The organism is Flavobacterium sp. RSB2_4_14, assembly GCF_051547085.1.
Lineage (GTDB): Bacteria > Bacteroidota > Bacteroidia > Flavobacteriales > Flavobacteriaceae > Flavobacterium.
On sequence record NZ_JBPTTL010000002.1, the window covers coordinates 303,684 to 327,688 of the forward strand.

Annotated in this window: 20 protein-coding genes; 16 read left to right on the forward strand and 4 right to left on the reverse strand. The window is 35.2% G+C overall.

The annotated features are described in order from the left end of the window. Positions 1–33 precede the first annotated feature (33 nt). The 4 genes from ACSVH2_RS07370 to ACSVH2_RS07385 all read left to right on the forward strand — a co-directional run bounded on the left by ACSVH2_RS07370 (position 34) and on the right by ACSVH2_RS07385 (position 3,428). Entirely contained in the window at positions 34–795 is a 762-nt protein-coding gene (locus ACSVH2_RS07370; protein ID WP_438092516.1) for an NlpC/P60 family protein, read from the forward strand. A gap of 106 nt (positions 796–901) precedes the next feature. Next, entirely contained in the window at positions 902–1,681 is a 780-nt protein-coding gene (locus ACSVH2_RS07375) for an MlaE family ABC transporter permease (protein WP_438092517.1), read from the forward strand. 4 nt (positions 1,682–1,685) lie between these two features. After that, entirely contained in the window at positions 1,686–2,438 is a 753-nt protein-coding gene (locus ACSVH2_RS07380) for an ABC transporter ATP-binding protein (RefSeq protein WP_438092518.1), read from the forward strand. A 9-nt stretch (positions 2,439–2,447) separates the two neighbouring features. After that, positions 2,448–3,428, forward strand: coding sequence for an MlaD family protein (locus ACSVH2_RS07385; protein WP_438092519.1), 981 nt, complete (start codon positions 2,448–2,450; stop codon positions 3,426–3,428). 192 nt (positions 3,429–3,620) lie between these two features. On the opposite strand, the gene ACSVH2_RS07390 is transcribed toward ACSVH2_RS07385, so the two are convergent. Continuing rightward, positions 3,621–4,742, reverse strand: coding sequence for a cysteine desulfurase family protein (locus ACSVH2_RS07390; RefSeq protein ID WP_438092520.1), 1,122 nt, complete (start codon positions 4,740–4,742; stop codon positions 3,621–3,623). A 90-nt stretch (positions 4,743–4,832) separates the two neighbouring features. Here ACSVH2_RS07390 and ACSVH2_RS07395 point away from each other — a divergent pair, with 90 nt between their 5' ends. The 4 genes from ACSVH2_RS07395 to ACSVH2_RS07410 all read left to right on the forward strand — a co-directional run bounded on the left by ACSVH2_RS07395 (position 4,833) and on the right by ACSVH2_RS07410 (position 9,158). Continuing rightward, positions 4,833–5,795, forward strand: a complete 963-nt coding sequence (locus tag ACSVH2_RS07395; RefSeq protein WP_438092521.1) for a hypothetical protein — start codon at positions 4,833–4,835, stop codon at positions 5,793–5,795. Between the two features lie 12 nt (positions 5,796–5,807). Continuing rightward, positions 5,808–7,397: a bacillithiol biosynthesis cysteine-adding enzyme BshC gene (gene bshC / locus ACSVH2_RS07400; protein WP_438092522.1), complete on the forward strand. Its 1,590-nt coding sequence runs from the start codon at positions 5,808–5,810 to the stop codon at positions 7,395–7,397. A 99-nt stretch (positions 7,398–7,496) separates the two neighbouring features. Further along, positions 7,497–8,666: a T9SS type A sorting domain-containing protein gene (locus ACSVH2_RS07405; RefSeq protein ID WP_438092523.1), complete on the forward strand. Its 1,170-nt coding sequence runs from the start codon at positions 7,497–7,499 to the stop codon at positions 8,664–8,666. Between the two features lie 72 nt (positions 8,667–8,738). Next, entirely contained in the window at positions 8,739–9,158 is a 420-nt protein-coding gene (locus tag ACSVH2_RS07410; RefSeq protein ID WP_438092524.1) for a nucleoside-diphosphate kinase, read from the forward strand. A gap of 64 nt (positions 9,159–9,222) precedes the next feature. Here the strand turns inward: ACSVH2_RS07410 and ACSVH2_RS07415 are convergent, their stop codons facing one another. Beyond that, positions 9,223–9,657: a hypothetical protein gene (locus tag ACSVH2_RS07415; RefSeq protein WP_438092525.1), complete on the reverse strand. Its 435-nt coding sequence runs from the start codon at positions 9,655–9,657 to the stop codon at positions 9,223–9,225. A 474-nt stretch (positions 9,658–10,131) separates the two neighbouring features. Here ACSVH2_RS07415 and ACSVH2_RS07420 point away from each other — a divergent pair, with 474 nt between their 5' ends. From ACSVH2_RS07420 to ACSVH2_RS07445, 6 genes are all read left to right on the forward strand, one after another. Further along, positions 10,132–13,005, forward strand: coding sequence for a class I SAM-dependent DNA methyltransferase (locus tag ACSVH2_RS07420; RefSeq protein WP_438092526.1), 2,874 nt, complete (start codon positions 10,132–10,134; stop codon positions 13,003–13,005). 3 nt (positions 13,006–13,008) lie between these two features. After that, positions 13,009–13,497 (forward strand): hypothetical protein, encoded by a 489-nt coding sequence (locus ACSVH2_RS07425; protein ID WP_438092527.1) that lies wholly within the window; start codon positions 13,009–13,011, stop codon positions 13,495–13,497. A gap of 6 nt (positions 13,498–13,503) precedes the next feature. Further along, positions 13,504–13,653 carry a hypothetical protein gene (locus tag ACSVH2_RS07430; protein ID WP_438092528.1) on the forward strand — a complete coding sequence of 50 codons (150 nt, stop codon included), beginning with the start codon at positions 13,504–13,506 and terminating at the stop codon, positions 13,651–13,653. 34 nt (positions 13,654–13,687) lie between these two features. After that, on the forward strand, positions 13,688–14,998 hold the full coding sequence (locus ACSVH2_RS07435; RefSeq protein ID WP_438092529.1) for a hypothetical protein: 1,311 nt from the start codon (positions 13,688–13,690) through the stop codon (positions 14,996–14,998). 208 nt (positions 14,999–15,206) lie between these two features. Then, positions 15,207–15,431: a hypothetical protein gene (locus ACSVH2_RS07440; protein WP_438092530.1), complete on the forward strand. Its 225-nt coding sequence runs from the start codon at positions 15,207–15,209 to the stop codon at positions 15,429–15,431. A gap of 1,038 nt (positions 15,432–16,469) precedes the next feature. Continuing rightward, entirely contained in the window at positions 16,470–17,177 is a 708-nt protein-coding gene (locus tag ACSVH2_RS07445) for a carboxypeptidase-like regulatory domain-containing protein (RefSeq protein ID WP_438092531.1), read from the forward strand. A gap of 210 nt (positions 17,178–17,387) precedes the next feature. Here the strand turns inward: ACSVH2_RS07445 and ACSVH2_RS07450 are convergent, their stop codons facing one another. Next, positions 17,388–18,029 (reverse strand): hypothetical protein, encoded by a 642-nt coding sequence (locus tag ACSVH2_RS07450; protein WP_438092532.1) that lies wholly within the window; start codon positions 18,027–18,029, stop codon positions 17,388–17,390. A gap of 468 nt (positions 18,030–18,497) precedes the next feature. On the opposite strand from ACSVH2_RS07450, the gene ACSVH2_RS07455 reads away from it, so the two are divergent. Beyond that, entirely contained in the window at positions 18,498–19,796 is a 1,299-nt protein-coding gene (locus ACSVH2_RS07455) for a Xaa-Pro dipeptidase (protein ID WP_438092533.1), read from the forward strand. Between the two features lie 554 nt (positions 19,797–20,350). After that, positions 20,351–21,895: a T9SS type A sorting domain-containing protein gene (locus tag ACSVH2_RS07460; protein ID WP_438092534.1), complete on the forward strand. Its 1,545-nt coding sequence runs from the start codon at positions 20,351–20,353 to the stop codon at positions 21,893–21,895. 512 nt (positions 21,896–22,407) lie between these two features. Here ACSVH2_RS07460 and ACSVH2_RS07465 read toward each other — a convergent pair. Further along, positions 22,408–23,937 carry a pyruvate kinase gene (locus ACSVH2_RS07465; RefSeq protein ID WP_438092535.1) on the reverse strand — a complete coding sequence of 510 codons (1,530 nt, stop codon included), beginning with the start codon at positions 23,935–23,937 and terminating at the stop codon, positions 22,408–22,410. Positions 23,938–24,005: the final 68 nt, after the last annotated feature.

Below are 24,005 nucleotides of genomic sequence, written 5' to 3' on the forward strand. Positions count from 1 at the left end.
TAATTCACAATTCACAATTCATAATTTGTCTAAATGTTTGCCATCTGTAATCTAGCCATAATCCCTTTACGAGCCGAACCTAGTGATCGAAGCGAAATCGTTTCGCAGGTGTTGTTTGGTGAGCATTTTGAAATTTTGGAAAAGAAAAATCAATGGTCAAAAATCAAATTGCAATTCGACGATTATGAAGGTTGGGTCGATTCAAAACAATATCAAATTATCTCTGAAAAAAACTTTACCGAATTATCCAAAGACGCTATAATCTTAAATACTGATTTGGTAGAATATGTAACAAATTCTAATAATTTACTTCTCCCAATTACACTTGGCGCTTCACTCTCGTTTTTAAATCATAGTGAAGTCAACATGGATAATTTTGAATTTGAAGGAATGAAAACTAGCGGTGTAAAGCCAAAATCAAATTTGTTAACCACTGCCTATATGTATTTAAACGCTCCTTATCTTTGGGGAGGAAAGACACCTTTTGGCATTGATTGTTCTGGATTTACTCAAATGGTGTATAAACTAAACGGATACAAATTACTTCGTGATGCTTCACAACAATCCACACAAGGAGAAGCTTTGAGCTTCATTGAAGAGAGCGAACCAGGTGATTTAGCATTCTTTGATAACGAAGAAGGCAAAATCATTCATGTGGGAATCATGATGGAAAACAATTATATCATTCATGCTAGTGGAAAAGTTAGAATTGACAGAGTAGATCACTTAGGGATTTACAATGCCGAACAAAACAGACACACACACCGATTGAGAGTGATAAAAAAAATCATTTAAACCGTTTCGTTTTTTTAAACCAAACAGTTTTTTTTATTTTTTCAAGCTAGCTAATCTCACTAAAATTCCTTACATTTGGTTTAGAATATAGCCTAAATTCAACCTGATGCAAAACAATTCTTCAATTGTTGAATCTTTCAAGACCTTCTTAGAAGAGACGGGAGAGCTAGCTTATTTTACCGCACGATTTTTTAAAGAAGTCGTAAAACCACCTTATGAATTTAAAGAATTCCTGAAACAATGCTACAATATGGGCAATCGCTCTTTATTGTTGGTTAGTGTTACTGGTTTTATAATTGGGTTAGTTTTTACGTTACAATCTAGACCTACATTGCTGGAGTTTGGTGCAATATCTTGGATGCCATCCATGGTAAGTATTTCTATAATCAGAGAAATGGGACCAATAATAACCGCCTTGATTTGTGCCGGAAGAATTGGTTCTGGAATTGGAGCGGAATTAGGCTCTATGCGAGTTACTGAGCAAATTGATGCTATGGAAGTTTCGGGAACAAATCCTTTCAAATTCTTAATAGTAACTCGAATTTTAGCCACTACTTTTATGCTTCCTATATTGGTTTTCTTTGGTGATGCTATAGCTATATTTGGTTCTGCATTAGTCGAAAACATAAAAGGAAATGTATCCTTTTTACTCTATTTCAATCAGGTTTTTGACGCTTTAGTATTTAGTGATTTGATACCTACAACTATTAAAACGTTCTTCTTTGGTTTTGCTATTGGTTTAGTAGGTTGTTACAAAGGATATAATTGCAAAAAAGGAACAGCAGGCGTTGGTTTAGCTGCCAATTCAGCGGTAGTTTATACGTCAATGCTGCTTTTTATTATAGATTTTATTGCCGTTTTTGTGACCAATATATTTTACGGATAATAGTATGAGTACAAGTAATAATAAATCTAATCCCATCATTGAAATCAAAGACTTGAAAAAAAGTTTTGGAAGCAATCATGTATTGGAAGGATTTAACATGAAACTGTATGAAGGGGAAAATCTGGTGATTATGGGAAAATCAGGTTCTGGTAAATCAGTCATGATAAAATGTCTCATCGGATTGGAAGAACCCGATAGTGGAACCATTTTCGTAATGGGTAAAGACATCAACAAATTAGAACATTGGGCATTAGATGAACTGAGAACCGAAATTGGTTTTCTCTTCCAAGGAAGCGCGTTATACGACTCCATGTCGGTGAGAGAAAATTTAGAATTCCCACTACGTCGTCACACCAAAAAGTTTGGGATTATAAAAGACACCACACCTATGGTGATGGAAGTGCTCGAAAGTGTTGGTCTAGCTCACGCTATTGATTTAATGCCAAGCGAACTCTCTGGTGGAATGAAAAGAAGAATAGCTTTGGCAAGAACATTAATTTTACAACCCAAAATTATTCTCTACGACGAACCTACAACTGGTCTAGACCCAATCACATCCAAAGAAATAATTTTACTCATGATGTCTGTGCAAAAAAAGTACAACACATCCTCTATCATTATCACTCACGATGTCGATTGTGCCCGAGTGATTTCAAATAGAATGATTTTATTAATCGATAATATTAACTATGCCGAAGGAACTTTTGAAGAACTATCAACTTCTGAAGATCCGAAAATTAAAGCATTTTTTAAATAAATAATACTAATGGAAAAAACAGCATCAGAAAAAATTCGTTTGGGTTTATTTGTCATAATTGGATTGTCATTCTTTGTGATTGCGGTCTATTTTATTGGAAGCAAACAACAAATGTTTGGAAAAACAGAACATTTAACCGCTGTTTTCAACAATGTTGGCGGATTGCAATTGGGCAACAATGTACGCTTTTCGGGAATAAATGTGGGTACAGTGCGAGGTATCGAAATAATAAACGACACTACCATAAACGTAGAAATGCAGATAGACGAATCCTATTTTCCATACATCAAAAAAGATGCTATTGCGTCTATTGGTTCTGATGGTTTGGTGGGAAGTGTCATTATCAATATCATTCCAGGAAAAGGAAATCAACCACAAGTTAAAGTTGGCGATGTCATTAATTCTGCAAAAAGAGTACGAACCGATGACATGTTGAGCACCTTGAACATCACCAATCAAAACGCCGCAAAACTCACAGCCGATTTACTCAAAATAACCAACGACATCAATAATGGCAAAGGAACTATTGGAGTTTTACTGAAAGACGAAGCCATGGCAAACGATTTAAAGGAAACCATAAACAATTTAAAAACCACTACACAAAAAACAACCCAAACCATCGATAATCTAAATACTCAAATTTCTGCTCTCAACAATAAAGACAATGTCATTGGCGTTTTAAAAGACACCGTAGTGGCCAATAAAATAAAAAATGTAGTGGCCAATCTCGACCAATCTAGTAAAGAAATCAACAAAATGGTAACCAATCTAAACGCTACCATTTTAAATATGAAAGAAGGAAAAGGCGCTATCAACTATTTGTCCAACGACCCAAAACTGGTTAAGCAAATAGACTCAACCATGACCAACATCAACGAAGCCAGTAAAAAATTGAGTGAAAACATGGAAGCCATGCGACATAACTTCCTATTCAAAGGATACTTCAAGGATCAAGAAAAAGAAAAAAAGAAAGCCGCTAAGAAACAATAGTTTTTGTTCTACCACGAATCGGTTGGGTTGATAGCTACAACATTATATTTCACATTATAAACCATTAAGTAATTTTAATTTCATTAAGTCTTAATTTGCTTAATTCGCTTAATGGTTTAAAAATTTGTGTTCAATGTTTCTTAAAATAATCTATTTGGTTTTACCCACATAATTCGTGGTAAAACCATAGTTTTAAATCTCTTTCAACACTTCTACCAAGTAATCAATGTCTGCTTTGGTGTTGTAATGACTAAAAGAAATACGCAAACTTGGTTTTTTCAAATCGTCTTCCGAAAGCATTTCGGCTAACACGTGTGAAGGTTTTAAACTACCGCTTTGGCAAGCACTTCCTCTAGAAACCGCAATGCCTTTCATATCAAGGTTGAATAATATCATGGTCGTTTTTTTCTCCGAAAAAGGCAACAACACATTCAAAATATTATAAAAAGTAGTCGAAGCATTCTCTCTGGCTTCAGGGAAAGCTGCTTGAAGCTGTTGCAAACAATAGCTTTTCAAATCAGCAATATAATCCCTTTCTTCGTTTAGATTATCATAGGACAATTCCAAGGCTTTGGCCATTCCGGCAATTTGATGCACCGCTTCAGTTCCGGCGCGCCAACCTTTCTCTTGTTCGCCTCCAAATAACATAGGTTGCAACACCAAACTTTTCCGAACAAAAGCAAACCCAACGCCTTTGGGTCCATGAAATTTATGAGCACTAGCCACTATAAAATCAATAGGGATTTCTTGTAAATCGATTTCTGTTTTTCCAACAGACTGAACCGTATCGCAATGAAACAACGCCTTGTTCTGATGACACATCGCTCCTATTCGGTTGATGTCATTAACAACGCCCGTTTCGTTATTCACGTGCATCAACGAAACTAAGGTAGTAACCTCAACAGCCAGTAATGCGCCCAATTGAGCATAATCCAAAGCACCATTGGGTAAAACACCAACATACTCCACCTGAATACCAAATTCTTCTTGCAAAGCCAATACCGTGTACAACGTAGCATGATGTTCTACTTTGGAAGTAATAATGCGCTTTACGCCATTATCTTTCACAGCACTTCGCAAAATCCAATTGGTAGCCTCGGTTGCACTACAGGTGAATAGTATTTCCTGCGATTTGCAATTCAAACATTTTGCAATTGTTTTTCGTCCTGTTTCAATAACAGCTTTGGCACTTCTACCAATGCTGTGTGAGGAAGAGGGATTTCCATAATCTTGTTGCATAACTTTAACCATTTCATCAATTACTTCTTGACGAATAGGTGTCGTAGCGGCATTATCGAGATATACTTTTTGCATAATGCAAATATAAAAGTACTATCCTAATTAAATGATAAAAGATAAATTTAATAGTATAAAAAACTTATTTTTGCTAAAAAATTATTTCAAATGAAACGAATAGTAAGTGCAATACTGCTGCTTTTTATAATCACTGCCTGTGATGATGGTGATTTGAAAGTGGATGTGATTGACTTTTCCGATGTCCCTGCTCAAAAGTGCAGCGATAAATATATTGTTTATAAAACAAAAGAAGCCGAAATGCTAATTTTGTCAGTTCCTGAAGAAGTATACGTTCAGCTATTTAAGAATGACGAAACGCTTCCTGATACTCCTAGAGTAGTTGAAATAAATAGTTCTAATCAGGTGATATACAGACAATACAATGGTACAGTAAGTGCTGATAATATTTGTCCCAATGTTACTGCCGCTACTCCCAATGTTATAGAAGAATGGAACGCTACATCAGGAACCATTGAAATCACAACCACGTCTATAAAAACGGTCGATGCCAATAATGCTACTAGAATTACCGGCTACAAACACAATATCGTATTCAAAAACATCACGTTCCAAAAACCTAGTGGCAATCAAACCTATGAAACCTACGTTTTTGGAGATTACACCACTTCGGTAAGTGCGCTGGCTTTCGGTTTTGATGAAGAAGTAGACAAAAGCACTTGTGACAATCGCATTTTTGATTTTGCGGGTGGCGAAGCTTTTATTTTAGATGTTGCTGATTATGCTACCCTTTTTGAAAATGCAGTGACTACTGATCCAAGAACAGCAACGATTAGCGCGACTAACAAATTGTCCTATCGATTGTATTCCAATACTATTAGCAACACCTACTTTTGTACCACGCCACAACCTACCACTCCTGCCCTTTTACAACAATGGAATGCCGTGGATGGCGTGACCGATGTTAGTGGAATTATAGAAGTAACTACAACCGTTTACGGAACTGGTTTTCAACACACTATTCATTTGAAAAAAGTTACTTTGAAAAAAGATAATAGCACCTTTAGTTTAGGCGATGATTATTTGTTTGGAAGTTTTATAACCAATCCTTAATCCAAATTTCAAATGCCAACCGATTGTATCAGTTATCAAAAATCAGGGTATTTTACTAAATTAATGATTGATTATTTAGATAAAAAACCAGAGTTGAATGCTCTTTATAATCGCTTTCCATCCATCGAAAACTTTGAAGGTCAAATCAAGGAAAAAGAAACTAACTTTCCTCTAGAAAATAGAAGCACTTTAGTAACGGCGCTTACTAAGCAATACCAAGCTTTTGAAATTTCAGAGGCTACTAAAGGTAATATTGCGCTGCTGAAGGATGCCAAAACATTCACTATTACTACGGGACATCAGTTGAACTTGTTTACAGGTCCTTTGTATTTTCTTTATAAGATAGTGTCAACTATCAACCTTTGTCGGGAGTTAAAACAAACCTATCCTCTCTATAATTTTGTGCCCATTTATTGGATGGCAACAGAAGACCACGATTTTGAAGAGATTAATTATTTCAATTTCAAGCACGTTAAAATCAAGTGGAACAAAGAAAGCTTTGGTCCAGTGGGAAGATTGGCAACGGATGGATTAGATAAAGTGTTGACCGCGTTCGCTTTGGAGTTGGGCGTTGGTGATAATGCTACCTATTTGAAAAATCTATTCGAAAAAGCCTATCTACAACATAACAATCTGGCAGATGCTACTCGCTATTTGGCCAATGAACTTTTTGGCAACAAAGGTTTAGTCATTCTCGATGGCGATGATGCTGCTTTGAAACAACTATTCGTTCCCTATGCTAAAGAAGAGTTAGTAAACCAAACATCTTTCAATAAAGTAACCGAAACCAATGCCTCGCTAGCCGATTATACCATTCAGGTAAATCCTAGAGAAATCAATTTGTTTTATATTGAAGATAATCTCAGAGAGCGAATACTATGGGAAAACAATCAATATAAAATCAACAATACTACACTGGTGTTTTCTCAGGATGAAATGCTTGCGATGCTCGAGAAAAGTCCCGAAAAGTTTAGCCCTAACGTTATCCTAAGACCACTATACGAAGAAGTCATACTTCCTAACTTATGTTACATTGGTGGTGGTGGCGAAATTGCCTATTGGTTGCAACTAAAGTCCAATTTTGAGGCCCATAACGTTACCTTTCCCATTCTTTTAGTGCGTAATTCGGTGGTATTGGCTACCGCTAAGCAAGCGCAAAAAGCAGACAAGCTCCAACTCTCTTGGGCTGACTTATTCAGCAACCAACAAGAGTTGTTCAACCATAAGACTCAAGAGTTCTCCCAATTCAATCTTGACTTTTCAGCGCAAAAAGAAGCATTGAGAAAGCAATTTGCAGCTCTCAACGACATCGCTACCCAAACCGACAACTCCTTTACCGGTGCTGTGAAAGCCCAAGAAGTAAAACAACTCAAAGGTTTGGAAAATCTAGAGAAGCGTTTGCTCAAAGCCGAAAAGAAAGTGCATGCCGATAAACTGGATCGCATTATCCAACTTCAAAATGAGTTGTTTCCTCATCAAGGGTTGCAGGAACGACGTGCCAATTTCGCTGAGTTCTATGTTGATTATGGTAACGAGCTGCTCGAAAAACTATCGGAGACGTTAGACCCTTTAGAGCCAACTTTCACTATTATCACCCTTTAAATCAATAACTTTTCAACACGAAAACGTTTGCGGTTACACCCTGATTCCTACCCTATTCCTATTTGGTATACATTTGATTTATTAATCAAAACTATCAGTATGAAAACAAAACTACTTTATTTATTTATTACCCTTTTTGCGTGGCATAGTAACGCACAAGTAATCTCCATGATTGGCAGTACAAGCCCTTCTGGAAGTTGGTCTGTAGATACCAATATGAATACTACCGACAATGTAACCTACACCCTGAACAATGTAACCGTTACCACCGCTACTGATCCTGCCACTACAGGATTAAAATTCAGGCAGGATGGACTATGGACAAATAACTGGGGTAATGCTAACTTTCCCTCTGGAACAGCCACACTAAACGGTGCCAACATCATGACCGTTGCCGGTACTTATGATGTTACGTTCAACAGAGTGAATGGTACTTATACTTTTATTCCTTCTGGTTTTCCTAGTATTGGGATTTGGGGACCAGCCGTAAACTCACAATTGGGTTATGGCGCACCCGATGTCGATATGGTGACTACTGATGGGATTACCTATACCCTTTCGGGGTTTTATTTTAGCAGTGGTAACTGTTATTTCCGTCAAGATAATGCTACTACTAACCAGTGGGGAAGCACTACTTTCCCAACGGGAACTGCCGTGTTGAATGGTCCATCATTATTTGTGCCTGGTGGCGAATGGGTAGTGACTTTCAATAGAATTACCGGTGCCTATAGCTTTGACTACAATAGTGTTGGCATACTAGGTTCGGGGTTAAATGGTTTTAATGTAGCCGATACCGATTTGACTACTGCCGATGGATTTAATTATACTCTTGCGGGATTGGCTTTGACCACTGGTGAAGTGAAGTTTAGAAAAAATAACGATTGGGCAACCAACTGGGGTGCTGCTGGTTTTCCTACTGGAACAGGTACACAAGATGGCCCCAACATTCCGGTAACGGCAGGAACCTATAACATCTCTATTGAAATTCCTGGTGGGAATTATGTCTTTACCAATACGTTATCGACAGCGTCTACTAGCATGGCTTCGGTGAAGGTTTATCCTAATCCTTCGGCTAGTGTTTGGAACATCTCACATAGTGATACTATTTCGAGTGTTCAATTGATGGATAGCTTGGGGAAAGTGATTACTAGCTATGCGCCTAATGCTACTGAGTTCCAAGTGGACGGTAGCGGCTTGAGTGCAGGAGTATATTTTGTGAAGATTACTGCTGGTTTAGACTTTGCCGTGCAAAAAATTATCAAAAATTGATATTCGTTCTATTTTTAAAACTCGTTTAAAAGCATTACTTTTGCACGAAATTTAAAAAACAAACAAAATACAATGGCAACAAATAGAACTTTTACCATGATTAAACCTGATGGCGTTGAAAACGGACACATCGGAGGAATACTAAATATGATTACTGAAGGTGGTTTCAGAATTGTAGCAATGAAATTAACACAATTGACTGTAGCTGATGCTCAAAAGTTTTATGCGGTACACTCGGCTAGACCTTTCTTTGGTGAATTGGTGGAGTTTATGACCCGCGGACCTATCGTGGCGGCTATCTTGGAGAAAGATAACGCTGTGGAAGATTTCAGAACGTTGATTGGTGCTACTAATCCTGCTGATGCTGCTGTAGGTACTATTCGTCAAAAATATGCTACTTCTATAGGCGAGAATGCTGTTCATGGTTCCGACTCTGATGAGAATGCCGCTATTGAAGGTGCTTTTCATTTTGCTGGTAGAGAGCAGTTTTAATACTTAGTGTTCAGTGCTCAGTAGTTAGTGAGCATAGTTTTGCTAGTAACTAGCTTGGTTTATACTATATCAAATCCCATTCATTAGGTTGAATAGGATTTTTTTTGGTGCAGTTTTGTTGTTTTGAGGTTCCCACCTGCGTGGGAATGACACAGTTTGGTTGCGGGATGGTGCACTTTCTTTGTTTGGTGGCATTGAGCCGTTGTTTGGTAACATTGAGAAGCTGTTTGGTGGCATTGACAGGTTGTTTGGTCGCGTTGAGAAGCTGTTTGGTGGCACTGAGAAGTTGTTTGGTGGCATTGAGAAGGTGTTTGGTGACATACTTATGTTGTTTTGGGTGTTTGAGAGGTTGATTAGTGGCATTGAGAAGTTGTTTGGTGACATTGAGAGGTTGTTTGGTGGGATTGAGAGGTTGATTGGTGGCATTGAGAAGTTGTTTAGTGACATTGAGAGGGTGTTTGCCACGAATTACACTAATTGTTATGGTTTTTTTTGCCACGGATTGCAAGGATTAAACGGATTTCTTTTTCTCGCAAAGACACGGAGGCGCAAAGGTTGTTTGCCACGAATTAGCACAATTTGTTTTGGTTTTTTGCCACGGATTGAAAGGATTAAACGGATTTTTTTTTTTCGCAAAGACGCGGAGGCGCGAAAGGTTGTTTGCCACGAATTAGCACAAATTGTTTTGGTTTTTTGCCACGGATTGAAAGGATTAAACGGATTTTTTTTTCTCGCAAAGACGCGGAGGCGCGAAGGTTGTTTGGCGGTTTGCCAGGGTTGAAACCCTGGGCTACAAAATGGTTCGTTCCTATGGAACTTGTTGGTGGTGTTTTTTTGTTGTTTTTCGTTCCGTTGGGAACGGGATATGGGTAGTAAATGTTGGATAGTTTTTTTTAGTGCCGTAGGCACGGTATTTATTTTGTGTTTGTGAGAAAAAATGGTTATGTTTGAGGAATACATTTTTTAAATTACTATGGCATTAAGTTGGAACGAAATCAAAGACCGAGCAATACGCTTTTCTAAAGAATGGGAACATGATTTTAATGAAGATGCAGAAGCAAAATCATTTATGGATGATTTTTTCAATGTTTTTGGAGTGCCAAGAAGAAGAGTTGCCACTTTTGAAGAGCATGTAAAAAAAGAAGGTGGTAAACAAGGGTTTATTGATTTGCTTTGGAAAGGAACTATTTTAATCGAATTCAAATCTAGAGGTAAAGACTTAGACAAAGCACACCAACAAGCTAAAGATTATTTTCCCGGAATAAAGGACAGCGAACTTCCTAAGTATATATTAGTTTCAGACTTTGCTAACTTTCGTTTGTATGATTTAGATGAAAATACAATAATTGATTTCAAATTAGCCGACTTAGTTCATAACGTACAACTTTTTGGATTTATTATTGGTTACCAAAAGAAAGTTTACAAGGAACAAGACCCAGCCAATATCAAAGCGGCGGAGTTGATGGGCAAACTACATGACCGGTTGGAAGAAATAGGTTATGATGGTCACCCGCTAGAGGTGTACTTGGTGCGCATTTTGTTTTGTCTTTTTGCGGAAGACACCACCATTTTTAACAAGCAACAATTTCAAGATTATATAGAGCAACGTACCGCCGAAGACGGTAGCGACCTTGCCGCTCGCATTCAAGAACTGTTTCAAGTACTCAACACACCCGCTGACAAACGATTTAAAAACCTTGATGAGCAACTGAATGAGTTTCCTTATGTGAATGGGAAACTGTTTGAAGAGGTGTTGCCAACGGCTAGTTTTGACAGCAAGATGCGACAAGCGTTGTTGGACTGTTGTTATATAGATTGGAGCAAGATATCGCCGGCTATTTTTGGCTCGATGTTTCAAAGTGTGATGAACCCAAAGGAACGCCGAAACCTTGGTGCGCATTATACCAGTGAAACCAATATTTTGAAACTTATTAAACCGTTGTTCTTGGACGAGCTTTGGGCGGAGTTTGAAAGTATTAAAAGCAATAAGAACAAACTAGCCGAGTTTCACAAACGCATAAGCACGTTAAAGTTTCTAGACCCTGCGTGTGGCTGTGGTAACTTTTTGGTGATAACTTATAGAGAGTTGCGCTTGTTGGAATTGGAGATATTGCGTGCTACTTATAAATCTGGTCAAGGCGTGTTAGACGTTCGTGAGATTATGTGGCTGGATGTTGATATGATGTATGGGATAGAGTATGAAGAGTTTCCTGCGCGAATAGCCGAAGTGGCGATGTGGCTGATAGACCACCAAATGAACATGATGATAAGTAATGAGTTTGGACAATATTTTGTGCGCTTACCATTGAAGAAAGCGGCTAAGATTGTGCATGGAAATGCGTTGCGAGTGGATTGGAATAACCTTGATGATGCTAGACAATTTAACATCAAGGCAAATGTTACCAATATCTACAATATTAATGAACCAACAGAAACTTATGATGTTTTAAATATTTATTCAAAAACTGTTAACGTAAATCCAATTCATTCAATACAATCATCCAAAGGAGGAAAATGTACTTTTGATTATATTATAGGCAATCCTCCATTTATTGGACATCAACTTAGAAACGTTGAACAAGTTAGCGATATGAATGCAGTCTTTGGCGATGCAAAAAGAGCAGGAAGACTTGATTATGTTGCTGCATGGTATTTAAAAGCAGCACAGCAAATACAAAATACAAAATCTAAAGTTGCATTTGTTTCAACTAATTCAATATCACAAGGAGAACAAGCCAGTATTTTATGGTCGATATTATTTAATTTTTATAAAATAAAAATTCATTTTGCACATAGAACATTTAATTGGAGTAATGAAGCTAAAAGTAATGCCGCTGTTCACTGTGTAATAATTGGTTTTGCTAATTATGATATAAGTCTTAAAAAACTTTTTGATTATGATAATATAAAAGGAGAAGCACATGAAATTTTAGTAAAAAATATAAACCCTTATTTAGCAGAAGGAAAAGATATTATTATTGACTCACGCTCTAAACCAATTCATTTGTTTCCTGAAATGGCAAAAGGTAGTCAACCTACAGATGGAGGGTATTTAATTTTAGATGATAAGGAAAAAAACGAACTTTTAACTAAAAACCCTAAATTAAGTATATATATTAGAAGATATTTGGGTGCTTATGATTTATTAAATAATAATATTAGATATTGTTTTTGGTTTGTTGATATAGACCCTAAAGAACTGAAAGATTTTATTGAAATTAGGGAAAGACTAGAAGGAGTAAAAAAAATGAGATTGTCTAGTCCTACTCCAAGTGTAAAAAAAGAAGCAAATACACCTTATTTATTTACACAGATAAGACAACCAAAATCTCAATATATTGTAGTTCCTGAAACTTCATCTTCTAATAGAAAATATATACCCATTTCATATTTATCAAAAGATTTTATAGCTAGCAATTCTTTACAAATTATAAACGATTCAAGTTTATATTTATTTGGTATTATACAATCAAAAATTCATGATACATGGGCAAGATGTTTATGTGGTAGACTCAAAAATGATATTAGATATACTCCAAATATATATCATAGTTTTCCATTCCCAGAAAACCCAAGTGAAAAACAAGTTAAAGCCATAGAAGAAAAAGCGCAAGCGGTGCTTGATGCCCGAGCGCAGTTTCCTAGTAGTTCGTTGGCTGATTTGTATGACCCGTTAACCATGCCTCCTGCCCTAGTGAAAGCACATAATGAGTTGGACAAAGCGGTTGATGCTGCTTATAGCAAACAAGCGTTTACTAGCGAAGCCAAGCGAATGGAGTTTTTGTTTGAGTTGTATGAGAAGTATACTGCGGATTTGTTTACGAGGGAGAAGAAAGTAAAGAAGTAGATTATGGGAAAAGAAGAGAAAGAACAAAAAAGAGAGAATGAAAATATGAAAGAAGAAGATAAAATTCATATTGATAAATTAAATGCTCATGTAAATAGTGCAAAATTAAGAGCTAAATATGGACTTGAAAGATTTGATATTTTAATTATTTCTTTATCAAGTGGAGGTATTGCATTATCTGCTACCTTTTTTGAAAAATTTGAGGATATAGATAAATTAAATGTTTTTTGGGCTTGTATATTTTTTTCAGTTGCATTAGTTATAAATCTACTTTCTCAAGTTACTGGATACTATGCAAATAATTATGATATAAAGTATACACTAGAAGAAATAAGAGAGACAGAAAAGAAAAAATATTATAAAAATTATAAAGTATATGATTGTTATAAAAATGTATTTAATGTTTTAACTACTTTATTCAATCTAATATCCCTCATAAGTTTTATTGTTGGAATAATATGTTTGTTACTATTTATTAATAATTTAAATTAAGAAGTCATGACTGAAGATGAAAAGAGAAAATTAGAAAATCTTGAAAGAGCACGTATTCAAGCTGAAAAAGAAAGGCTTGAAAGAGAGAGGCAAAAAATTGAACTTAATGAGCAAATTAAGAAAGGAATAGGATCTGATAATAGGCCAAAGAAATAATATGCAAAATAATTAATATAATAAATAAAGTATTATGAGTGAAATTATAAAAAGCAAAAGAATTGAATTTAGTTGTGCTGGATTAACTTACCCATTTTATCTTTTTCAAATTTTTAAAATTTTGTTATTTATATTTGGTGATTATCTAGGTATACTATGGATTTATCCATTTATTTTTTATTGTTTTATTTTAATATTATTAATGTTTTTACATAGAAATTATTTAAGAAAAAAATTAATAGAAAGACTACAATTTAATTTTCCAAAATTAAAAGATTTAGATATAGAAATATTTATCATGCCTTTAATTCGTGGAAAAACATTATTAAAATTATCTCTTGTTTATTTTTTAATAATCTTATTTCTAAATATACCATCATTTATCTCTATGGGATTTATTAATATTTTTGGTGTTATTTTTATTTCCAGTTTATATTTATTTTTTTTATTTGCTGAATATGTTCTAACTATACATTGCAAACCAAATACTATTGTAAAACTTGTCACTGTTTATGAATTTTCACATGAGGGTAAAAAATTTATAGATAAAAAAGATATTTATAATGAGTATAAAGAAATATTAGATGAAATTAATGAAAAAGCTATAGGGTATATTCCTCTCGATAAGTCAAATGAAGATGAATTAAATTTAATTCATATTAAAAACAAATTAAATTCTTTTAACTCTAAATTTGAAAATGTTACAATAGAATCAATTTTTATAATTGGTTTGGTACTTAGTGGTTTCTTTTCAATAATTAATACAATTGATATTAATATTATTAAAAATACTTTTATAGAATTATTAAAAATTTACTCTCAAATATTTTTTAAAGTTTTAAATCAACAAAATAATTCAAATAGTCTCTTAAATCTCTTAAATTTTAGTAAAGAGGAATATTATACTATTATTTCTGTCTTAACATTAATTTGTAGCACCTTTTATATAATGGTTTTGATTATGAGATTAAGAATAAATCATATTTATATCAAAGCTAAAGCAGCTTATGAAGAGTTAATATTTATTAATAATCAATATAATTATATAAAAAATGATATTTCGACGCAAAAAAATATTAAAAATCAATTACTTAAGAAAAGGGACTTTTCATTGAATTCTTCTGAAAGACTTGCAAATTCATTAAATACTACTAGTGAGTTTATAGTTTTTTATAGAGAATTAGGGCTTTTTATTTTTTATAGTATAATATTAATTTCTTCTTTTCAATTAAATTTATACTTTGGAATTATCATAACCGTTTTTACAATTCTAACTAATCTAATTAAAAAATTTGAAGAAATTCTAAAGTTTGAAAATATAAGGTATATAATTAGTAAATATTAATTTAACGCTTAAGTTATATTCTAGTCGAAATTATAATAAAATCAAAGCGAGAGATGAGAGTCTTTCGCTTTTTTGTTGAATGTATCGAGATGGACCCAATTAAAATATAATTTATTGACATAACTATATAACATTAAGCTGCATGCCTTGGTTTATTTTTACCTATTGAAGTATTTCTTCTAAAGAAAATATAACTAAAGTATAAAAGATGAGCACCACAAAATTAATAGGATCTATACTGATTATTATCAGTTTAGCTGTAGGGTATTTGGGTTTTAACAAAATTAATGATAACAGCAAAGAGGTGAATTTGCTAGGGCTAAAAGTAGCTGTTGCGAACGAGTCAGGGAAACAAGAGGGGTATTTGTATTTGGGATTGGCGGTGGTGGTATTTGTTGGTGGCGTTTATAGCGTTACTAAAAAGAGTGTATAGTGTTTAGTATTTAGTTTAGTTGATAAAGTTACTTTATTGTGGGGGTTTGTAATTTTTGTTAATGGTTGCGGGTTGCGGCTTCTCGATAAAATCCCATTCTCGTTTAGTCAACGAGAATTAGGATCACTCGAAGTGACGGAGATTTAAGGTTGTGGGTTATGGCTTCTCGATAAAATCCCATTCTCGTTTAGTCAACGAGAATTAGGATCACTCGAAGTGACGGAGATTAAGGTTGTGGGTTGCGGCTTCTCGATAAAATTTTCAAAAGCAAAAAATGTTTTTTTGCTTTTGAAAATCACTCGAAGTGACGGACGGATGTTAGTTTGATGAGATGCCTCGTTCCTCGGCATGACAAGATTGGGGTTGCGAAGTATTGGTAAAGCAAGAAGGTTGTATTATTAACCACCCCGCCCTTTGGGCACCCCTCCAATGGAGGGGAATTTTTATCACCCCGCCCTTTGGGCACCCCTCTCCCGAATAGAGTTCGGGATAAACTTGGAGGGGAATGTTTAGGTTGTTTTTGTGTTGGTTTTTAGTGCTTTAGGTGATTTCGTGACGTTTTTTGGAAAAAATGGGATGGAATTGGGTTGAAAGTTGGGGAAATTTGGAAAAAGTGGTTTCAGTAAAATGTAGGATTTATTGAACATTTCGTAATTTGTTATGTAGTTGGTCGATGTTCATTGTAGGAATATTAGTGTAGTATAAGTTTTTGTAAGAATTTCGTAAAAGTTTGATTTTGATTTGGTTATTACAAAAAAAGCATTTTACCTTTGTGAAGTCGGGGGCCCCAAATCACTGATTATAAATTTTTAATACCTACAAATCATGACACAATTGCAAGAGCGCAAGCGCTCCATGTACAAGGTTGTAGAGGACTATCTCGCAACTGTACCGGCGGCTACTATAGCCAACATGCCTAACTTTGAGGCATTTTATCAAAATTTTTCTGCTAAGGTAGCGGAAATCAATGAAATAGCAGAAGTCCAGACCTGGAGCAGGGATGGTTTTGTTGTAGACAAGCAAGATTATAAGCTTGATATGGCTACTAAGGCGGCTAATGTTGCCCTGAGTGTGAAGGCATTTGCTAACAACACTGGTGACATGGCGCTGAAGAAAGCTATGAGTTTGAGAGCGAGTTTTCTTGCCAATCGTTCTGAGAATGGTAGTTTAGACAAGTGCCGATTTATTCATTCGAAAGCTACTGAATTATTAGGTAACTTGGACACGTATGGTGTGACGCAGGACACTTTGGATGATTTGAATAAGAGCATTCGTTATTTTGCTGAAGCTATTCCTGCTCCAAGAACGAACATTGTAAGTCGTAAACGCGCTACCGACCAGTTGGCGGTTTTGTTTACCGAGTGTGAAGGGTTCTTGAAGGCCATGGATGTTCTTGCTGACATGCTAGAGTATAGAGATGTTGCTTTTTATGCTACTTATTTTTCGAGTAGAAAAGTTATTCAACCGAGTTATAGAACGCTTTCGATTGTTGGGCGTGTAACGGATGCTAGTGGTTTACCGTTGAACAAGGTTCAGGTGTTTTTGAAAGGAACGCTTATTAGTAAGCTAACTACTGAGAACGGTGGTTTTGAGATTAAGAATCTTGAAAGCGACGTGTATGATTTGCAGTTGCTTAAATCGGGTTATGACCTGACGACTGTTAGTGTTGCTGTAACGGCTACTGACCGCACTGAGTTGGCGATAGTTATGCCAGAGGTTGTGGCGGCTAAAGCTAAGACTGCTTAGTAACTGTTTTTTAATTAAATGTGAAAAGGCACTTCGGTTGAAGTGTCTTTTTTTTGTTTTCGACCCTTTGATGCTTCGATCCTTCGACCCTTCGATAGGCTCAGGGTAAACTAAGCTCAGGAGGACATTTTCTTTCTAATTGTATTTAATTGTAAGTTCAAAAAATAATATCTTGATACTATTAACGGGTTGAATGTGATTTTTGTTTTATTACAAACTTTTAGTTTTGAATAACGATAGCATCTCATTGCCCTTTTCGGTTTGCCCAGTGGCTATCAATGATTGACCATATCGGTAGTAATAAATGGTTTCAGGCTCAGTAGTAGCATTAAACAACTCTAAATACCATTTGGCTGCAGTGTCCATATTCCCTTCAAAAAAATTTTTGTCGGCCACTTTTATAATCATGTCAACTGTTTTATACCCTTTATCCATGATTCTTTCATAGGTTTCAACCACATCAATATCAACAAAAGTCTTTTCTTTAACTACTGGGGGAATTATCACTGTATTAGTAGGTATAGAGGCAACAATAGCATCATCAGTTGTAGTTGCTTTTTGAATATCAGTTGCATTTATAGCTTTTGCTTTAACTTTAGCATACCTAGGGGTAACTTTTCTAACATTGTTCTTGCCAATATCCTTTGGAGTAATCATATCTAAACTTGTAACTTCATACGTTCTGATACTACTGCCAAAGTTCATGTTTATTGTTTCCTGAACTCGATACGCTATGATAACTCTATCATCTATTGCAGCAGTTTCCATAGGGGTTTTGTCATTGCTTTGAGCAAAAACAGCATTAGAAAAAACTATTCCCAGCGTCATTAAAAAAATAGCAGAATATTTCATACAATTGAAATTAAATGGCTAAGAATCTGTTTACATTCGAGGTAAGACAAATTTAAGCAGACAATCTATTGGTAACGTACTTTCCCTATTAACTACACAAATAATCGATGAAATGCACTTTTTGTTACCATTTGATATAAAAAAAGGAAAGTTTTACACCATTTTTAAAGGGAGAATTAACTCAAAACACTTATTACTACATATACAAATAAATGCAGTTTATCACACTGTCCCGACGCTTTGGGAGTCGAAGTGCCTCTTTTTCTAGTCTTCGACAAGCTCAGACTGACATTTTCATTCTTATGGTATTTAATTGTAAGTTCAAAAATAATATCATCACCCCATTTTCTGTTTGTAGTTAATTAATATTTATATTTGGAATAAAGTATGACGATTTTCATAGATATATAAAGTTGGCATCCATATAACCGCATACAAGACTTTAATGCTAACTTAAACATCCAAACAATGAAAAAATTACTCCTCTCTATTTCACTCACTTTACTTGTAGCGTGTAATGTATCTTTTGCTCAATCAAAAATCAAAGCAATCAAAGCAGGAAAGGTGATTGATGTTATAAGCGGAAAAGTTTTAACCAATCAAATAATTTTGATTGACAATAAAATGATTATTGAAATTGGAAGCGGCATTGCCATTCCTAAAGATGCTGAAATAATTGATTTAAGTAATGCCACAGTATTACCCGGATTAATGGATTGTCATACTCATTTGACTTTTCAGCCGGGAGATAATTATTATGAAGATATCTTTCGCAAGACCCCAATTGATTATGCCGTCCTTGCTCCCACTTATGCCAAACGAACGTTATATGCTGGTTTTACAATGGTGCGCGATGTGGGTGCAGACCAACTTATAGATATTTCGTTGCGCAATGCCATTAACAGAGGCGATATTGAAGGGCCACGCATGTTGGTGTCCACGTTTGCGCTTGGTGCTACCGGTGGTCATGCCGATTTAACGGGATTTAATCCAAATATTGACTGGAAATATAATAAAGAGTATACTGGTGTTGCCGATGGTGAGAATGAAATACGCAAGCGTGTTCGCAACAATGTTAAATGGGGTGCTGACTGGATAAAAGTATCTGCTACAGCAGGTGTGTTAAGTGAAGAAGAAAGTGCTGGTGCTCCACAATATTCTCTTGAGGAAATGAAAATAATTGTGGATGAAGCGCACCGCTGGGGCAGAAACGTTGCTGCACACGCTCACGGTACTGAAGGTATTAAACTGGCGATTGAAGCAGGTGTTACTAGCATCGAACACGGCAGTTTAATTGATTACGAAGGCATTCTCATGATGAAACAAAAAGGCATTTGGCTAGTAGCTGATATTTATAATGATGATTACATCCTTGCCGAGTTTTCAAAAAAAGGATATCCCCAAAAAATAATTGATAAGGAAAAACTAGTTGGCCGTTTGCAACGCGAGAATTTCCAGAAAGCTGTTAATGCAGGCGTTAAAGTGGCTTATGGAACAGATGCAGGAGTTTATCCGCATGGCGGAAATGGCAAACAATTCAAGTACATGGTAAAGTTTGGATTAACCCCAATACAGGCCATACAAGCAGCAACAATTAATGCCGCCGACTTACTGAACTGGAAAGACAAAACAGGTTCCATAACCAAAGGAAAACTCGCCGACATCATTGCTGTTGAAGGTAACCCTCTGGATGATATTACCATTCTTGAACATGTGAAGTTTGTAATGAAGGATGGAGTTGTGTATAAAAATGAAATGAATAAATAAAATTGTGATTGAAGAAGCGGAGAAGGTTACACTTCTATTGAATACTTTTTGAAACAGTAAAATCATAGATACTCAAGCATTATGCTCATGTAAACAAATGAAGCTTCGGAAGAAAATTGTATCGAGAACAAGGAGAATAGTTTGAATAACGGTTCTCGATATATTTTTTGTGTATCTCGCCTTTTGGGGCGAGATACAAAAAAAACACTCGAACAGACGGAAGACGATAAATACAAACATCCTGAACACGTCACTTCGATTAGTTTTTGGAATGACAAACGATAGTTTGTTATTTCAAAAATTGTATCGAGAAGCTACAGAAAAGTAATATCCTTATACCATTTATTAGGTTGAATAGGATTTTTGTTTTTTACAAACCTTTAAATTGGAATAACTTTTCTAACATTGTTCTTGCCTATATCCTTTGGAGTAATCATATCTAAACTTGTGACTTAATAGGTTCAGATACTACCGACAAAGTTGAATGCAAAGGCAGGTTTTGGTCATACATTAAAGTTTTTTTTTATATCTTTAATCTTCTGAACTAAAAGAATATGAAAAAAATTCTAGTATTACTGACACTGATAAATACACTTTTTATCAATTCCCAATCATTTGAATGGGTAAAAACACCGCCAATTGTTTTCAATTCTTCCCCTAGTTTAATTGGTTATCCTACTACTTGTGATGTACTTGGAAACGTATATGTTACTGGTTTTGCAAATAATGCTTTTAATTATACTGAAATTTATGGTGATTTGTTTTATAACAAATATGATACTGCAGGACAATTATTGTTCTCTAAAACCATAACTGGAAAAGCACAAGTATATGATATAAAAGCAGATACTTTTGGAAACACCTATTTAGCAGCTTCCTATGTTCAATCCATGACAATAGGAAGTACTACTATTTCGACCAGTAACCAAGGAGTAAGACCAGTATTGCTAAAATTTGATTCAGATGGAAACCTTATTTGGAATATAGAACTAACAAGCTTTAATTCTGCCATAAATCATTTTAATTCAATAGCTATTGATAACAACAATGCGGTTTATATAGGTTATGACAACTATAATTATTCCTATGTTAAAAAATTAGACACAAATGGCAACGTGCTTTTAACCATTGAACAACAAAACGTAAATGTCATTTCATCTGTAAGTGTTGACGATGAAGGCAATATTTATACTGCTGGTGCTTGTGCCAATTCCAATTCAAAATATGCCAATGTATTAGTACCCGCAACATTTTCATACAATACCTATGTAGCAAAATATACTGCAACAGGAGTTTATCAATGGGTAAAATATGTTCAAGACATTACTTGTTCCTCTCCACAAGTAAAAGCCAAAAGTCAGAATGAAGTTTATTTTAGTTCCACTCTTTATGGCGCTTATTCCTTTGATACCCTGATTGCTGAAGGACCAACGAATAATAGCTATGATTTTTTTATTGCAAAACTTAATACTGCCGGAACATTTCAATGGGTTAGAGAAGTTCCAGGTGCCGGAAAGGCCTTTTTAGGGAAAAGAAATTACCTCACTATAGATACTTCGGGAAATGTTTATTTTGCAGGAAGTACCGCTGGAACTGTAAATTGGGGGAACAACATTTCAACAACCTCGACTATCTATCAAGACGGATTACTTTTAAAATATGATACAAACGGAACTATCATGATGGCAAAAACGGCTGGAGGTTCAGATACCGATAGGTTCGATGGTGTTACGACAAACACTATTGGCGATGTAATTGTATCTGGAATTGTTCGTGGTACTTCAAATTTTGATGCCATTCAGCATTTAGAAACAGATCCGCTCAAGTTTTATCCTGTGCTCGCTAAAATCAATATTTCGAATTTATCTACTACCCTATTTGCTACTGAAACTTCTATTTTATATCCTAATCCAACTGCTGATTATTTTTACATACAACATGCAACTACAAATTCCAAAGGAGAAATATTCAACATTCTAGGAGCTAAAGTCAAAGATTTTAAAGTTAACTCATCACCTGTATCCATTCAAGAATTAGCCGCTGGAACCTATTTTATAAAAGTAGATGGCAAAAAAACATTCAAATTAATTAAGTTGTAAAGCAAATCTATATATCTCAACGATTTATAAACTCGATGTAACCATACAAAATGCTCTAAACGTCCAAGATGTGTAATAACCTATAACAATCAGGGAAATAAAGAACATTAAGAAATCCTTATTACTAGATATACAATTGATACACCTTGTCACACTGTCCCGACTCTTCGGGAGTCCAAGTGCCTCTTCTTTTTGTCTTCGACAGGCTCAGACTGACATTTTCTTTCTAATTGTATTTGTTTGTTATTACATATACAATTAATTGCACCTTGTCACACTGAGCTTGTCGAAGTGCTTTATTTTGGTTAAGTGTTGACCCTTCGACAGGCTCAGGGGGACATTTTCTTTCTAATTGTATTGGTTTGTTATTACATATACAATTAAATACACCTTGTCACACTGTCCCGACGCTTCGGGAGTCCAAGTGTCTCTTCTTTTTGTCTTAGACAGTCTCAGACTGACATTTTCATTGTAATTGTATAGAAATGTGAGTTCAAAAAATAATGCTTCGGCTAAGGGTTAAAATCACCTATAAGTTGGTTTATAGAATTCTTGGCAATGTTCAAAGCCCTTAGAGAATTCTTTTTCTTGAAGGAGTGTGCTTCCATACGAACCAATATATTGATGAGCATTTTGATTGCATCATTAATATAAGGACCTTTGTTAAGCATGATGCACTCCGCCTGAACGCCTTGAACCACATCACTAATTTCAGCTCTTGTTGGAATTCCTGTTTTGGCAAGTGTTTCAAGGACTTGTGTAGCCCAAATAACGGGAATATGAGCCGCTTCGCAAAGCCATAGGATTTCATTTTGAACTTCTGAGCTTCTTTCAAATCCTATTTCAACCGCCAAATCACCTCTTGCAATCATAACCCCAATGTTGTCTCTCTTCATTCCCTCGAGTAGAATGAATGGTAAGTTTTCAAACGCTTCTTTGTTTTCAATTTTAAAGACAACTCCCAGCTCTTTGGCATGATTCAGTTGTAATTGTTCGAATAAAAACTGAACATCTTTTGCGGTTCTCACAAATGAATAGCCTACAATATCGGCATGCTGGCACACAAAAGGCAAATTCTCAATGTCTCGTTTGGTTAGTGCAGGCAGGTTAAGTTTAGTATCAGGAAGATTAATCCCTTTTTGAGATAATAATTTAGATTTATAACAATGGGTTATCATAATTTCAACATCTTCGTCTGTTTTAGCAACGACTCTAGATTTAATCATTCCATCATCAAATAAAATGACATCATCTACATGAACATCATTTATTATTTGGGGCAACATAACGCCTATTTCACCCTTTTTTAGTTGGACACCCTTTTTCCCGAACTTTGATTTCTTTCCGGAAGTTTTTCTTTTGGTTAAAATGATATGCTCCCCTACTCTAATAGGAATTCCATTTTTTACTTTTCCTTTCTTATCGGCTATTTTAATATCGGCTGTTCTTATCTTAGGACCCGATAAATCGATGTAAATTTTAATTCCCTGCTTGGTTTCACTATTGATTTCGTTAATAAACTGTACCATTTTAGTCCAAATAGTACTATCACCGTGACTTAAATTGATTCTCGCTATTTCCATACCGCTTTTAACCATTTCAGCAATAATCGATTTGTCGTTTGCCGCTTCATCGGGTAGCGTAACCATTATTTCTGTAAAATGATTTTTTCTTACTGCATTAAAGAGTTTATTGGCATTTCTCTTGACTAACTCTTTACTCCTTTCATACCCTATCACTTCAATCTTTGACTTTTCCTCAACAGGAAGTCCCTGAATTAATTTTAGATTTCTCACAACACTATACAGATTGCTATACACATACCCTTCTGATGTGCCTAGAGAAGATACTCCATAATCAGAGAGACTGTCATGATATTTTCTTAAATCAAAACTCCTAAGGATTAAATACCGGCATAAATTCTTTGCACTTAGTCTGTAGTCTTCATGAATTTCAGATAGCGTTGCATCTATTTTTGACTCGTTGTCAATAATAGTTTGTAAAATCTCATTTAATTCATTGCATAACTTTTCAATTTTCATGCTTTCGCTTAATTAAGTTCTAGAATTCTATAGTAAAATTAATCAAAAAACACATCCAAAACAGCTGC